The organism is uncultured Parolsenella sp. (assembly GCF_958346945.1).
Lineage (GTDB): Bacteria > Actinomycetota > Coriobacteriia > Coriobacteriales > Atopobiaceae > Parolsenella.
Genome location: NZ_CATVTL010000001.1, coordinates 126,358 through 140,021 on the forward strand (window position 1 = coordinate 126,358; position 13,664 = coordinate 140,021).

Here is a 13,664-nt window from a genome sequence, read left to right on the forward strand (position 1 = left end):
TCTGTTGGTCATCGATACGAGGGAAGGGGTGTAATCGATGGAGAAGGTTAAGAAGCTCCTCAAGGCGCGCGAGCTCACGAGCCTCGTGTTCCTCATCGCGCTGTTTGTCATCGTTGGCCTGATGAACCCTATGTTCCTCGACCCGTCCAACGTCTCCGCGTGCTTTAACTCGTCCGTCGTCTACACGCTCGTTGCAGTGGGAATGGCATTCGTGCTGTTCATTGGAGAGATTGACGTCTCCGTTGGCGCCAACCTCGGCCTTACGGCCGCCGTCGTGGGCTCAATGCTCCGCGACGGGCAGTCGCTGGCCCTGGCGGTCGTCGTCGCCATCGTCATTGGCATCGTCATTGGCCTCATCAACGGCTGGGGCGTGTGCATCATGGGCGCTCCGTCGCTCATCTTCACCCTGGGCGTCAACGGCATCCTGCGCGGCCTGATCTACCTGTACACGAACGGTGCCTGGGTCGAGAACCTGCCCAAGTCGTTCAAAGACTTCGCGGCCGTGAACCTCGTGGGTTCGGTGTCGGTGTACTACTGCTGCATCATCGCGCTCGTCATCGTGATTCACCTCATCCTCACCCGCACGCGTCAGGGCCGCTACTTCGTGGCCGTGGGCGACAACGCCCAGGGCGCCACGCTCGTTGGCCTTCCCACGCTCAAGACCAAGATGCTGGCCTACGTCATCTGCGCGGTCATGGCCTCCGTCGGCGGCGTGATCTTCTGCAGCCGCATTGGCTTCGTCACCCCGATGAGCGGCAACGGCTATGAGATGAAGGCCATCGCGGCCTGCGTCCTGGGCGGCATCTCGCTCGCCGGCGGCGTTGGCTCCGTGATCGGCTCCGCCATCGGCGCCGTCATCATGTCCTCCATCAGCTACCTGCTCGTCTTCATGGGCTTCTCGTCCAACTACGACAACGCCATCACGGGCATCATCCTGCTCGTCATCGTCGTCATCGACGCCGTGATCCAGCACCGTGGCCTCGTCAAGAACAAGCATGACCGCCTGCTCGCCCGCGTGTCCCAGGACGCGCCCGCCGCAGGCGCCCAGACCGAGAAGGGTGGTGAGGCGTAATGGATAAGCTCAAGAAGATGATCTCCAAGGGCCAGGGTGGCTGGAACCTCATCCTCATTGGCCTGCTCGTCCTCGAGTTCGTGATCTTTGGCGCCGCCAATCCCAAGTTCCTGCGCCCGCAGCTGCTCTTCACCGCGGTGAACGACAACCTCGCCGTGTTCATGCTCGCCTTGTTCGTCACGCTCGTCATGTGCACCGGCGGCATCGACATCCAGGTGGCCTCTCTCGTGGGCCTCACGTCGATCATCATCGGCGTGGCCTGGCAGGACTTTGGCCTGTCCATCTGGGCGGCCGCGGGGCTTGCCACGGTGATCGTGTGCCTGTGCGGCGCCCTGTCCGGCTTCTTCATCGCATATTGCGGAGTGCAAGCGATGGTCATTACGCTGGGCGGCAGCTTCCTGTACTCCGGCCTGGCCCTGCTCGTCTCCACGCTCTCGAGCACCGCGTCCTACGAGTCCATCTCTGGCTTCCCGGACAGCTTCAAGTTCATCGCCAACTACCAGATTGGTGGCGTGCTTCCGTTCCAGATCCTGGTCTACATCGTGATGCTCGTAGTCGCTTTTGTCCTGCTGCACAAGACCAAGTACGGCCGCAAGATCATCCTCACCGGCGTAAATCAGTCGGCTGCCGAATATTCCGGCATCAACACTCGCCGCGTGATAATGTCCACTTACATCCTGAGCGCCCTGGCGGCCGCCATTGCCGGCATCGTGCTCACGGCGTACCTGGGAACGGCTAAGTCCGACCTCGGCGGCGACCTCACGATGGACATCATCACGGCCGTCGTCCTGGGAGGCACGCTCTCCACTGGTGGCAAGGGCTCGATCATCGGTACGGCCCTGGCGTCCTTCGCCATCGCCCTCCTCAAGTTTGGTCTTCCCCTGTGCTTCAAGGTTGGTACGCAGTACCTGGATATCCCGGTGGGCATTCTGCTCGTCGTGGTTATCATCGGGCGCTCTGCAGCGACCAACACGGGAATCGTCCCGTGGCTGCGCTCGATGTTTGCAAGGAAGGGTAGTAGCAAGGCAAGTGCCCAGTAAGGGGCAAAGAAAAGGGAGGTTCGTTATGAAGAACATGACTCGTCGCGGATTCCTGAAGGTGGCCGGCTCCGGTGCTGCCCTCGCGGGCCTCGGCCTGGTTGGCTGCGGTGGCTCTGGCTCCAGCGCCGCCACGACCGCTGCCGCCTCCGGCGAGGCCGCGGCTGGCGATCTCGGCGGCAAGGTTGTCGCCTTCATCCCGAAGATCACCGGCAACGCCTTCTTTGAGTCCGCCAACGACGGCGCTCAGAAGTACGCCAAGGAGTGGGGCTTCGAGGTCCAGTACATCGGCTCCTCCAGCGCTTCCGCCTCTGACCAGGTGGGCATCATCAACCAGGCCGTCGCCAACGGCGTCGACGCCCTCTGCATCTCCACGGTTGACGCCGCCGGCGTCTCCGACGCTCTGAAGAAGGCCACCGAGGCCGGCATCGTCGTCACCACCTGGGACTCCGACGCCCAGCCCGAGGACCGTACGCTCATGGTCTCCCAGGGCACCCCTGAGATTCTTGGCCAGATGCTCGTTGACATGTCCGTCGACGGCCTGAAGCAGCGCGGCAAGGATCCCTCGGCCGACAAGATCACCTACGCCTGGCACTACTCGCAGGCCACCGTCACCGACCAGAACTCCTGGCAGGTCGCCGCTGAGGCCATCATCAAGAAGGACTACCCCAACTGGGAGAACGTCCACCCCGACAACTACTACTCCAACCAGGATGCCGAGCAGGCCAAGACGGTTGGCGCCGCTGTCCTGAGCGCGTTCCCGGACATCGACCTGATCATCTGCAACGACTCCACCGCCCTCCCCGGCCAGCTCGCCGCTGCTGAGGATGCCGGCTACGACGCCCAGAAGATCACCATCACCGGCTTCGCCTCCCCGCAGTCCATCAAGCAGTACTGCGAGAACGGCACCCTGTACAACTGGGGCCTCTGGGACTGCGCCGTCCAGGGCGCCATGGGCTGCTACGTCGCTGCCTACCTCGCCGCTGGCAACACCGTCAAGGTTGGCGACACCATCTCGATCCCGAGCATCGGCGACGTCAAGGTTGAGGCCAACGACTCGATTTCCGAGGGTGCCACGACCGGTGACGAGAACAACGGCGTCGTGCTCCTGCCCGAGCGCCTTGTCTTCACCAAGGACAACATGAACGACTACAACTTCTAAGTTGTAACGTGCTCTTCGCGGGGGCGCCGCGAGCGTGCGGTGCCCCCGTCTGGCTCGCGCACATCCGTTACTGCGGTAACGTATCTGCGCGAGCCAGATAAAGAAGCGGCGGCACGCAGCCGCTTGGCTCGCACTTCGTCCGGGATACACCGGCAAGTCAGTGCAAGCAACGATACCTATACAGGCGTCCTTCCCAGGGGTGGGGAGGGCAAGAGGAAAGGAATCTGGGACATGGCTGATCTCGATGGCCTCAAGGTCGCTCATGACTATCACGTCGACGAGCCGTTTGCCAACAACAAGGGCTTCTACGTCAAGGGTGCCAACAGCCTCGACTGGGGCATGAAGAAGCACCTCTCCAACATCTTTAACCCCAAGAGCGGCAACACCGTCATGTTCGCCTTCGACCATGGCTACTTCATGGGTGCCACGGCTGGCCTCGAGCGCCTCGACCTGCTCCTTCCGAAGCTCGCCCCCTACGTCGACTGCTTCATGGGCACCCGCGGTGCCATCCGCTCCTGCGTCCCGCCCGAGATCACGAAGGCCATCGCCCTGCGCACCACCTCCGGCTCGTCCATGCTCCAGGCTGACCTCTCCCACGAGGTCATCGCCGTTGACATCGAGGATGCCATCCGCATGAACGCCGACTGCATGGCCTCCCAGGTCTTCATCGGCGGCGACGGCCAGCTGTCTTCCATCGACAACCTGAGCCAGACCATCAATGCCGGCTTCCGCTACAGCATCCCCACCCTGGGCGTCTGCGCCGTGGGCAAGGACATGGAGCGCACCCCGCGCTTCTTCAAGCTCGCCACGCGCATCATCGCCGAAATGGGCTGCCAGATGGTCAAGACCTATGACTGCGAGGACTTCGAGGAGGTCGTGGCCGCCTGCCCCGTGCCCATCGTCGTTGCCGGCGGCAAGAAGCTTCCCGAGAAGGATGCCCTGCACCTCGCCTACGACGTCATCCGCAAGGGTGCCCACGGCGTCGACATGGGCCGCAACATCTTCCAGTCCACGCACCCCATCGAGATGGCCCAGTGCGTCAACAAGATCGTGCACGAGGGCATGACCGACGTCGAGGCTTGGGAGATGTTCCAGGACATCGCCAAGTAGCGATTCGCCTTCCAAGCGGCAAAAGAGGGGATAGCCGCATGGTCTAGCACATAGCCCCTTCGCGGCTCACTACCCGTCTTTGCGTGGGCCGTCTCCCGCGCCCGGAGCCCAGTTCCCCCTTCCACTGGCTCCGGGCGCATTGTATTGTTACGTGGTGTTGGAGCCGCATCGATGCGTTGCCGAGCCGTAGAGTGTTGGGTTGCGCCGATGCGCTACTGCGCGACGCGGTGCTTACTTTGCACCGATGTGTTGCCGTGTCGCGAGTCGCTTGGCCGCGTCTTTGCCGACGCGACGATGGGGTGTGGAAGATGGGGGGGGGAGGACAATCGCGTGACCGACGAGGATTATATGCGCATGGCGCTTGCCGAGGCGCGCCTGGCGGCCGATGAAGGCGAGGTGCCCATTGGTGCCGTCGTTGTGTACGAGGACGAGGTCATCGCCCGTGCCCACAACCGCCGCGAGAAGGACCGCGACCCGTCTGCCCATGCTGAGTTCAGCGCCCTGCTTGCCGCGGCCCGCGCCCTCGACCGTTGGCGCCTTACCGGCTGCACCGTATACGTGACGCTCGAGCCCTGCCTCATGTGTGCTGGTCTCATGGTCAACTCGCGCATCGACCGCTGCGTCTTTGGCGCGCCAGACCCCAAGGGCGGGGCCCTGGGCACGCTCTTTGACGTGAGCCATGATGAGCGGCTCAACCATGAGTTCGAGGCGGCGGGTGGCGTGCTTCAGGACGAGTGCGCGGCCGTGCTGCGCGAGTTCTTCCGCGCCCGGCGCCAGGCGGCAAAGGCTGCCAAGAAGAAGGGCCCCGGTGATGCCGAGGCCCCTGCCTGCTGCTAATGAACCTGGTGGCGGCCGGACAATTGCATCCCTGCCGCTCTTCTCGTCCTAGTAGTGCCTGCCGTAGCGGCCGCCGCGCGGGCCGCGGCCGCGGCCGCGCGAGCCGCTGAAGAGACTGCGCGTGGGCTTGGAGGTGCTGCGGCGGGCATTGGGCACGATGCGGCCCTCGGCATAGTTGAATCCCTCGAGGTCAAACAGCGGGATGAGCTTCTTGGTGAAGTACTCGATCTCGCGAAGCGGGCTCACCTCGTCGGGCGCCATGAAGGTGTAGGCGGCACCGTTTGCGCCGGCACGACCCGTGCGGCCAATGCGGTGCACGTAGTCCTCGGGGTCCATGGGCACGTCGAAGTTCACGACGGCGTCGATGCCCGAGACGTCGATGCCGCGGCTCATGACGTCGGTTGCCACGAGCACGCGAATCTTGCCATCGCGGAAGCGTTCGAGGGCCTTCTCGCGCGCCTTCTGCGGACGGTCGGCGTGCATGACGTCGACCTTGACGCCCGCGTTCTTGAGCGTCTTGCACACGGCGTCGACGCGCATCTTGGTGCGGCAGAAGACGAGCACGCGCTCGTAGCTCTCCTGTTTCATGAGGGCCTCGAGTAGCGGAACCTTGTCGGCCTGCGTCACGGGGCAGAGGTGCTCGTCGACCGTTGCGGCCGTCTCGCCCACGCGGGCAATCTCGACCACGTAGGGGTTGGGCAGCATCGCGTCGACCGTGCCCTTGATGCTGGGCGGAATGGTGGCCGAGAACAGCAGCGTCTGGCGCTTCTTGGGGCAGGCCGTCACGATGCGGCGCACGCTGGGCCAAAAGCCCATGTCGAGCATGCGGTCGGCCTCGTCGAGAACCAGCACCTGCACGTTCGCGAGACTCACGTGGTCGTGCTCCATGAGGTCGATGAGGCGGCCGGGGGTGGCCACGAGCAGGTCGCAACCTGCCTCGAGCTCACGAATCTGACGGTCGAACTTGGCGCCGCCCATGACCACGACGGTCGACTGGCCGGTCTTGGCGCAGACCTCGCTCGTGACGGCCTCGATCTGCGAGGCGAGCTCGCGGGTGGGGGTCACGACGAGCGCAAGCGGGTGGCGCGGCTTGGCAATCTTCTTGCTGGCCGCGATGCGCTGCAGCGTGGGCAGCGTGAAGGCGCATGTCTTGCCCGTGCCGGTCTGCGCGCTGGCAAGCACGTCGCGCCCCTCGAGAACGGCGGGGATGGCGGCTGCCTGGACGGGGGTTGGCGTGGTGAAGCCGAGGGCATCGACCCCGGCGAGAATCTGCTCGTTTAGCCCGAGCTCGGCAAAAGTAGTATCCATACCTGCAAGTATGCAGCAACGCCCCCATCTCTGCACGCGAGACGGGGGCGTTGGTCAGCGCTCCACCAAAAAGCGGCGCCCACTCTCAGGAGAGGGGGCGCCGCTTGGCTAATCCTTGGGCGCCGCGAGTCGCTGTGGCACCGGGGGATAACTAGAACACCGGGATGACGGAGCCCTTGTACTGCTCCTCGATGAACTTCTTGGCGGTGTCGGAGGTCAGGGCCTTGATGAGGGCCTGGGTCTTGTCGGAGTTCTCCTCGCCCTTGCGCACGGCGACGATGTTGGCGTAGGTCTGGGCGGCCTCGGAGCTGGCGTCCTCGCTGGCGAGCGTGGCGGAGGTGTCAAGGCCGGCGGACAGGGCGTAGTTGCCGTTGATCACGGCGAAGTCGGCGTCCTGCAGGGAGCGCGGCACGGCGGCTGCCTCGACCTCGACGAGCTCGATGTTGTGCGGGTTCTCCTCGATGTCGTTGGCCGTGGCCTCGAGCCCCACGCCGTCCTTGAGCTTGATGACGCCCTGGTCCTGGAGCAGCAGCAGCGCGCGGGCCTCGTTGGTGGCGTCGCTCGGCACGGCAATCTTGGCGCCGTCGGGGACGTTCTTGATGTCGGAGCTCTTGCCCGCGTACAGGCCCATCGGCTCGAAGTGGATGGCGCTGGCGCTCACGAGGTCGGTGCCGTTCTCCTCGTTGTAGTTCTCGAGGTAGGGGAGGTGCTGGAAGTAGTTGGCGTCAAGGTCGCCCTCGGAAAGGGCAACGTTGGGCTGCACGTAATCGTTGTACTCGACGACCTTGAGCTCGTAGCCCTCGACCTTGAGCTCGTCGGCCACGGCGTTGAGGATCTCTGCGTGGGGCGAGGGGGAGGCGCCAACGGTGATGACGTTGTCGGCCGAGCCGGAGGCGGCAGCGGTCGTGGCGGTGGCGTTGGAGTTGCCACCGCAGGCGGTGAGGGCAAGGGCGAGGCCGGCTGCGGCGACGACACCGGCGAGCGGCTTGAGGTGCTGCTTGAGGGACATGGCGGTTCCTTTCTGATGCGTGGTTGCTGTTGGCAGCGGGTGGGCAAATCGATATGGCAAGCCCCATCCCGAGTGAACGGGCGAGACGAAACACCTGGTAGAGTGGTTAACGCTGGATTGGGTGCGCGACTGCGCGCTTGGTGCGCGCTCGCTAGGAGCGCATTCGCTTGTCGAACACCTTGACGAGGACGTTGCACACGGTCTGGATGACCTGAACCATCACAATGAGGATGATAACCGTGGCGATCATGACGTCGTCCTGGTAGCGCTGGTAGCCGTAGCGGATGGCGATGTCGCCCAGGCCGCCGGCGCCCACGGTGCCAGCCATGGCGGTGTAGCCCAGGATCGTGATGATGACGATGGGCAGGCCGCGCAGCAGGCTGGGCAGGCCTTCGCGCAGGTAGACCTTGACGATGATCTCCCAGGTGGAGGCACCCATGGAGCTCGCAGCCTCGACCAGGCCGCGGTCGACCTCGGCCTCGCTCGACTCGACCATGCGCGCCACGAACGGCGCGGCCGAGACGATGAGCGGGAACACCGCGGCGGGAACGCCCAGCGTGGTGCCCACGATGGCGCGGGTCACGGGGATGAGGAAGAGCAGCAGGATGATGAACGGTAGCGAGCGGGCCATGTTCACGAACCAGCCGAGCACCTCGTAGGCAACGCGGTTCTCGCGCAGGCCGCCGGGGGCGAGCACCGTGAGCAGCGTGCCCAGGATGACGCCGATGACGTAGGCGCCCAGCGTCGAGGCAAGCACCATGACCGTGGTGTCGACGGTGCCCTGGGCGAGGAGCGCCCCGTACTTGTCGAAGAATGCGGCGAAGTCCATTAGCGACCCTCCCCCTCGAACTGAAGCAGCGCGCGTGTGACGTCTGCCTGAGGGTTTCCAAACACCTCGGCAACGGTGCCCTGCTCGACGACCTGGCCGTGCTCCATGACGGCGATGCGGCCGCAGATGCGGCGGGCAACGGCGAGCGAGTGGGTGATGAGTACGATGGTGACGCCGAGCTTCTCGTTGATGCTGCCCAGCAGGTCGAGGACCTGGCTGGTGGTGAGCGTGTCGAGGGCGCTCGTTGCCTCGTCGCACAGCAGCGTCTTGGGGTTGGTCATGAGCGCGCGGGCGATTGCGACGCGCTGCTGCTGACCGCCGGAGAGCTGGGAGGGGTAGGAGCGCTCCTTGCCCTCGAGGCCAACGAGGCCGAGCAGCTCGCGGGCGCGGTCGGTGGCCTCGGTGCGCGAGACGCGGCCGGCGCTGCTGGCGAGCGTGGCCGGGAAGATGACGTTGTCGAGCACGGTGCGCTGCTCGAAGAGGGAGAAGCGCTGGAAGATCATGCCGATGTCGGCGCGCAGGGCGCGAAGCTCGCTGCCGCGCAGGCTCGTGACGTCGCGGCCGTCGATGACGACGGAGCCCGAGGTGGGCTGCTCGAGGAGGTTGATGCAGCGCACGAGGGTCGACTTGCCCGCTCCCGACTCGCCGATGATGCCGAAGACCTCGCCGGTGTCGATGGTGAGCGAGACGTTGTCGAGGGCCTTGACGGTGCCCGCGCTCGTCTCGAACGACTTGGATATGTTAGTAAGCGTAATCATGGTGCCAGTGAGTATACCAGCAGAACTGAAGGCCGACTGGATAAATACCCTATAAACCCGGTAGGAAAAGTCAATAATTGGCGATAGCTTCAGGCTGTGGAAAAGGGTCCCTCGGGCAGCCGATGTTGTGGCTGTGTCCGAGGGACCCTTGGGATGCAGCTATGCTTGCGCTCGGCCGTCGCGAGGGCTCGGCAAGCCTGCACCCTTATACGTGGCGCGGGCTTGCCGAGGCGCCGTACTCGCTGCTACTTGACGTAGGTGACGCGGCCGGGCTTACGCTCGGCGCCCGCCTGCTCGCCGCCTTCCGCGGCGTAGCCCAGGATGCAGTGGCCAACGCCGCGCCAGGTGCCCTCGACGCTCCACTTGGCGAGCAGGGCCTTGCCCTCGTCGCTCTCGAACTCCTCCTTGGCGCGGTGAATCCAGCAGGAGGCAACGCCCAGCGCGTGCGCGGCGTTCATGAGGTTGCCCATGACGAGCGCGCCGTCCTCGACGCAGGTGGGGTTCTCAGGGTTGGTGAGCACCACGATGACGGCCCTGGCTCCATAGAAGGGGTCGTTCGTGCTGCCCATGATCTGGGCGTTCATGCGGCTGAGAGCGGCAACGTCATCGGGGTTGGTGACGACGACCAGGCGCGTGCCCTGGCGGCCCATGCCGCTTGCGGCCCACAGGCCTGCCTCGACGATCTGCTCAAGCTTCTTAGGGTCGACGGGCTGGTCGGTGTAGCTCCTGCAGCTGCGGCGCTGCTCGAGCGCCTCGATGACCTGGTTCATGGCACGTTCCTTTCTCGAAATGAGTGCCCGGAGAGGGCGTCCACGCTGTCCCTTAGAAAAAAACTTCATTAAGTCGGTAACCTGTTTGAGGCTTGCTGAGTAGGCGGGCTTTATCCGTAGCAAAACCGCAGGTCGCGGAGTCTACAAATGGGGGGCTACTTACCAATCGCGGAAGAGGTTACCGACTTGACGTTGTTTTTTGGCCACACAACGGTTTGATACCCATTTTTGAGGTAAAGCGGCGCTGCGCCATGGCTGGACGCGGCGCCGCTTGGCGGTCTTTGAGTGATCCTGGTCAACTTGCGTCGACGTGTGCGGGCGCAAATGCTGCGAGGGCCAAACCCGTTCCGCATTGCGGCAGCAGGAGTGACGCGCCGCCGTCCTCGGTTCCTACGCCCCCAGCGCGTGCTCGAGGTCGCCGCGGTTGAGCGCCTCGGCAAACAGGCGGCCGAAGACCTCGCTGCCGTGCAGGCCGTCGTGCTCAAACTGGTTCGTGACCCAGGCGTGGCTGTTGCCCATGCGTGAGAGCGTGTCGAGCTGCAGCCCCGAATCGACGTACGGATCGTCAAAGTAGACGGCGGCCTGCAGGGGCACCTCGTTTGCGGCAAGGCGTGCCTCGTCATAGACCGGGTCAAACTCGGTGTCTTCCATGAGCAGGTCAACGGCCGGCTTGAGCGGGGCCAGCAGCGGGTCGTCCTCGAACATGAAGGGGAAGGCCGCCTCGCCCGTGAGCATAAGGGGGCGCGCCGTGTCTGCGAACTCGGGGTGCCTGGCGTACTCCTGCTCAGCCGCCCAGCGGATGGGTTCCTTCATTGTGCCGTCGGCGTAGATGAACTCCTGCAGCGTCCAGTACAGGGGGTTACCCGCCGTGGTGAGGTTCTCGAGCACGCCCATGAGGAAGCCGTCGGTGAGCTCGGGCGCGGCGCCGGCGCAGGCCAGCGAGCCGTCGCCCGCCTCGAAGGCCGTGTCGAGCAGATTGTGCAAGCGCTCGGGCGCGGGCTTCATGCCCAGACCGCCGCCCAGGGTCTGCAGACGACGCACCGAAAGCGGGCTGCCATCGGGAAGAGTCACGTCGCCGGCGGCCAGGCGGTTGGCGATGGCGGCCATGCGTCGCTCGTCCTCGGGGTAGCGCTCGTAGTAGGCGCGCGTCTTGGCGACCATGCGCGGGAAGGTGTGGGCGTAGACGTCGGCGGCGCTGGCTGGCACGTGGGGGATGCCGCCGCAGGTAAAGCTGGCCGCGATCCCTTGCGGGAAGAGGCTCAGGTAGCATAGGGTGAGAAAGCCGCCGTAGCTCTGGCCCAGCGTGGTCCAGGCGCGGCCGCCAAACTCGGTGAGGCGCAGGTACTCGAAGTCGCGCACGATCGAGGGCGCAAGCAGGCGCTTGAGGTACTCGGCCTGGGCGCGGGCGTCACCGCGGCGCGCGATGGAGCGGGCACTCGCGTGCGTGCTGCGGCCGGTGCCGCGCTGGTCGGGCAGAACCACGCGGAAGTGCTTGATGGCTTCGGCGATCCAGCCGTCTGAGGTGGGGGAGAGCAGGCGCGGGCCCGCGCCGCCGGGACCGCCCTGCAGGAACACGAGGAGCGGCAGGTCGCGGCCCACGTTCTCGGCTGCGCAGACAGTGCGGTAGAACACGCGGATGCGCTCGCCGGCAGGCAGACCGTCTGCGGCGACGGCGGCGGGCTCGTGGCCGCGCCAGTCGAGCGGCACCTCGATCGAGTGATCCTCAACGTAGAGGCCCGGCAGGTAGTAGCTGGTAAGCTTGGGCATGGCGGCTCCTTTTGACGATGCTGCTGCCCACATTATGCCGCTGCCCGAGTGCACCTGCGCCGCCGCGCCTGCGTGGGGTACCATTAAACGCTGCATGTCTAAAAGCCGGCGGCAGACCGACCGGCGCTACGGCAGCCCGAGGTCTCATCTGCCCCGCGCGCATGCCCAGAAAGGTTCTTTGGCTCCCATGCCCATCAACATCCCTGACGGCCTGCCCGCCAAGCGCATCCTTCAGCAGGAGCGCATCTTTGCCCTCGAGGAGGACGTGGCCCGCAAGCAGCAGATTCGTCCGCTTCGTGTGGCGCTTCTCAACCTCATGCCCACCAAGATCGAGACCGAGACACAGATTCTGCGCCTCATCTCCAAGAGTCCCATCCAGGTGAGCGTCGACTTCATGCGCGTCTCGACCCACGAGGCCACCCACGCGGCCGACCACCTCGTGAAGTTCTACGACACCTTCGACGACCTCAAGGGCAACAACTACGACGGCCTCATCATCACGGGCGCGCCCGTCGAGCAGATGCCGTTCGAGCAGGTCGACTACTGGGACGAGCTGTGCCAGATCATGGACTGGGCCCAGGAACACGTGCTTTCCACGATGTTTCTGTGCTGGGGCGCCTTCGCGGGCCTCTATCACCTGCATGGCATCCACAAGCGCCTGCTGGGCTCCAAGCTCTTTGGTGTGTTTCCCCAGCGCCTGTGCGACGAGTACAACTTCCTCACGAACGGCTTCGACGAGGTCCACAACATGCCGCACAGCCGCCATGCCGCACCCGATGAGAAGGAGATCGACGCCGACCCCGCGCTGCAGGTGCTCTCGCGCGGCGAGACGAGCGGCCCCGCCCTCATTGCCACGCGCGACTTCCACGAGATCTACGCCCTGGGCCACTTTGAGTATGGCCGCGACACCCTGGCCGACGAGTACTGGCGCGACTTCCACGCCGGCCTTCCCATCCAGCTGCCGCTGAACTACTTCCCGGGCGACGACCCCGAGCGCCAGCCCATCTTCACCTGGCGCAGCCACGCCAACCTGCTCTACCGCAACTGGCTCAACTACGTCTACCAGACCACGCCCTACGACCTCGACCGCATCCCCGAGGTGGTGGCCGAGCTGCGTGAGCACACCGAAGCGCTGCTCGCCAAGGGTGGCGTGCCCAGCAAGTTCTAGCGCTCACTGCCACGCCCGTGGCCGAGGAGGACGCCGCCGAGAAAGACGCCGCCGACCCCGACGCACACAAATGAGAGAGGGGCGCGGGGCCTCAAGACCTCGCGCCCCTCTCGCGCAATACATCTAATAAGCGGGGCGGCTCCAGCTGGGACCGCCCCGCCTGTGTCTAGCCCTCGAGAACCACGTGGCGCACGGCACCGTTCTCGTAGATGCCGTAGCTGTGCGTTCCGTCCTTGGGGATGGAGACGCTGCCGGGGTTGAACGCCCAGACGCCCGGGTGCCCCGACGCGGGCTCGCTCACCTTCTTGTGAGTGTGGCCGTAGAGCAGAATCGAGCCCTCCGGCAGCTCGGGCAAGTGGTCGACGCTGTTGTGGAAGCCCGCGCCCCACACGTGGCCATGCGTGCAGAACAACTCACAGCCGCTCTTCTCGCGCGGGGAGCCGTCTGCGGCAAGCGTGGCCGTGGGGTCGAGGATGGTGGTGTAGTCGCCCATGCAGGGGAAGTCGAGGACCATCTGGTCGACCTCGGCCTCGCAGTTGCCGCGCACGGCGATGATGGTGCCTGCGAGTGGGTTGAGCATCGCGATGACCTCCTTGGGCGCGTAGCCCTCGGGCAGGTCGTTGCGCGGGCCGTGGTAGAGTACGTCGCCCAGGATAAGCAGGCGGTCGGGCTGCTCGGCGTCGAGCGCGTCGACGAGGCGTCGGCACCAGGTGGCCGAGCCGTGGATGTCGCTTGCGATGAGGAACTTCACGTTGGTCTCCAATCGTGGTGGTCTTGTGCGAGAAGAGCGGCCGTGTGCTGTGCGGGCGTTGCGGGCTGCTGTCGCCTGGCCGTCGT

13 protein-coding genes are annotated in these 13,664 nt (G+C 65.2%); 6 read left to right on the forward strand and 7 right to left on the reverse strand.

What is annotated here, in order from left to right; all coding sequences use genetic code 11:
• Positions 1-37: 37 nt before the first annotated feature.
• The 5 genes from Q3866_RS00535 (at position 38) to tadA (ending at position 5,218) form a co-directional block, all read left to right on the forward strand.
• Complete coding sequence (locus Q3866_RS00535) at positions 38-1,072, forward strand: ABC transporter permease (RefSeq protein ID WP_293673512.1); 1,035 nt, start codon at positions 38-40, stop codon at positions 1,070-1,072.
• On the forward strand, positions 1,072-2,112 hold the full coding sequence (locus Q3866_RS00540) for an ABC transporter permease (protein ID WP_293673513.1): 1,041 nt from the start codon (positions 1,072-1,074) through the stop codon (positions 2,110-2,112). Before Q3866_RS00535 ends, Q3866_RS00540 begins: the two co-directional genes overlap by 1 nt.
• A gap of 25 nt (positions 2,113-2,137) precedes the next feature.
• The gene (locus tag Q3866_RS00545; protein ID WP_293673514.1) at positions 2,138-3,271 is read left to right on the forward strand and encodes a substrate-binding domain-containing protein; all 1,134 of its coding nucleotides are present in this window, start codon (positions 2,138-2,140) and stop codon (positions 3,269-3,271) included.
• Positions 3,272-3,502: 231 nt separating this feature from the next.
• On the forward strand, positions 3,503-4,381 hold the full coding sequence (gene lsrF, locus Q3866_RS00550) for a 3-hydroxy-5-phosphonooxypentane-2,4-dione thiolase (protein WP_293824307.1): 879 nt from the start codon (positions 3,503-3,505) through the stop codon (positions 4,379-4,381).
• A gap of 330 nt (positions 4,382-4,711) precedes the next feature.
• Positions 4,712-5,218 (forward strand): tRNA adenosine(34) deaminase TadA, encoded by a 507-nt coding sequence (tadA, locus tag Q3866_RS00555; protein WP_301828797.1) that lies wholly within the window; start codon positions 4,712-4,714, stop codon positions 5,216-5,218.
• A gap of 48 nt (positions 5,219-5,266) precedes the next feature.
• On the opposite strand, the gene Q3866_RS00560 is transcribed toward tadA, so the two are convergent.
• From Q3866_RS00560 to Q3866_RS00585, 6 genes are all read right to left on the reverse strand, one after another.
• Positions 5,267-6,526, reverse strand: coding sequence for a DEAD/DEAH box helicase (locus Q3866_RS00560; RefSeq protein ID WP_301828799.1), 1,260 nt, complete (start codon positions 6,524-6,526; stop codon positions 5,267-5,269).
• Between the two features lie 151 nt (positions 6,527-6,677).
• A complete protein-coding gene (locus Q3866_RS00565; protein ID WP_301828802.1) occupies positions 6,678-7,535 on the reverse strand; it encodes a MetQ/NlpA family ABC transporter substrate-binding protein in 858 nt (285 codons plus the stop codon).
• Positions 7,536-7,686: 151 nt separating this feature from the next.
• On the reverse strand, positions 7,687-8,364 hold the full coding sequence (locus Q3866_RS00570) for a methionine ABC transporter permease (protein WP_293673519.1): 678 nt from the start codon (positions 8,362-8,364) through the stop codon (positions 7,687-7,689).
• Positions 8,364-9,122 carry a methionine ABC transporter ATP-binding protein gene (locus Q3866_RS00575; protein WP_301828803.1) on the reverse strand — a complete coding sequence of 253 codons (759 nt, stop codon included), beginning with the start codon at positions 9,120-9,122 and terminating at the stop codon, positions 8,364-8,366. The genes Q3866_RS00570 and Q3866_RS00575 overlap by 1 nt, the downstream gene beginning before the upstream one ends.
• 245 nt (positions 9,123-9,367) lie before the next feature.
• Entirely contained in the window at positions 9,368-9,892 is a 525-nt protein-coding gene (locus Q3866_RS00580; protein ID WP_301828804.1) for a nitroreductase family protein, read from the reverse strand.
• 390 nt (positions 9,893-10,282) lie between these two features.
• Entirely contained in the window at positions 10,283-11,659 is a 1,377-nt protein-coding gene (locus Q3866_RS00585; protein ID WP_301828805.1) for an alpha/beta fold hydrolase, read from the reverse strand.
• A 187-nt stretch (positions 11,660-11,846) separates the two neighbouring features.
• On the opposite strand from Q3866_RS00585, the gene metA reads away from it, so the two are divergent.
• The gene (metA, locus tag Q3866_RS00590; RefSeq protein ID WP_301828807.1) at positions 11,847-12,827 is read left to right on the forward strand and encodes a homoserine O-succinyltransferase; all 981 of its coding nucleotides are present in this window, start codon (positions 11,847-11,849) and stop codon (positions 12,825-12,827) included.
• A gap of 166 nt (positions 12,828-12,993) precedes the next feature.
• On the opposite strand, the gene yfcE is transcribed toward metA, so the two are convergent.
• On the reverse strand, positions 12,994-13,578 hold the full coding sequence (gene yfcE, locus Q3866_RS00595) for a phosphodiesterase (protein WP_293673524.1): 585 nt from the start codon (positions 13,576-13,578) through the stop codon (positions 12,994-12,996).
• Positions 13,579-13,664: the final 86 nt, after the last annotated feature.

Coding starts and splice junctions, on each gene's coding strand:
- Q3866_RS00535 (WP_293673512.1), top strand. CDS start 38: ATGGAGAAGGTTAAGAAGCTCCTCAAGGCGCGCGAGCTCACGAGCCTC.
- Q3866_RS00540 (WP_293673513.1), top strand. CDS start 1,072: ATGGATAAGCTCAAGAAGATGATCTCCAAGGGCCAGGGTGGCTGGAAC.
- Q3866_RS00545 (WP_293673514.1), top strand. CDS start 2,138: ATGAAGAACATGACTCGTCGCGGATTCCTGAAGGTGGCCGGCTCCGGT.
- lsrF (WP_293824307.1), top strand. CDS start 3,503: ATGGCTGATCTCGATGGCCTCAAGGTCGCTCATGACTATCACGTCGAC.
- Q3866_RS00560 (WP_301828799.1), bottom strand. CDS start 6,526: ATGGATACTACTTTTGCCGAGCTCGGGCTAAACGAGCAGATTCTCGCC.
- Q3866_RS00565 (WP_301828802.1), bottom strand. CDS start 7,535: ATGTCCCTCAAGCAGCACCTCAAGCCGCTCGCCGGTGTCGTCGCCGCA.
- Q3866_RS00570 (WP_293673519.1), bottom strand. CDS start 8,364: ATGGACTTCGCCGCATTCTTCGACAAGTACGGGGCGCTCCTCGCCCAG.
- Q3866_RS00575 (WP_301828803.1), bottom strand. CDS start 9,122: ATGATTACGCTTACTAACATATCCAAGTCGTTCGAGACGAGCGCGGGC.
- Q3866_RS00580 (WP_301828804.1), bottom strand. CDS start 9,892: ATGAACCAGGTCATCGAGGCGCTCGAGCAGCGCCGCAGCTGCAGGAGC.
- Q3866_RS00585 (WP_301828805.1), bottom strand. CDS start 11,659: ATGCCCAAGCTTACCAGCTACTACCTGCCGGGCCTCTACGTTGAGGAT.
- metA (WP_301828807.1), top strand. CDS start 11,847: ATGCCCATCAACATCCCTGACGGCCTGCCCGCCAAGCGCATCCTTCAG.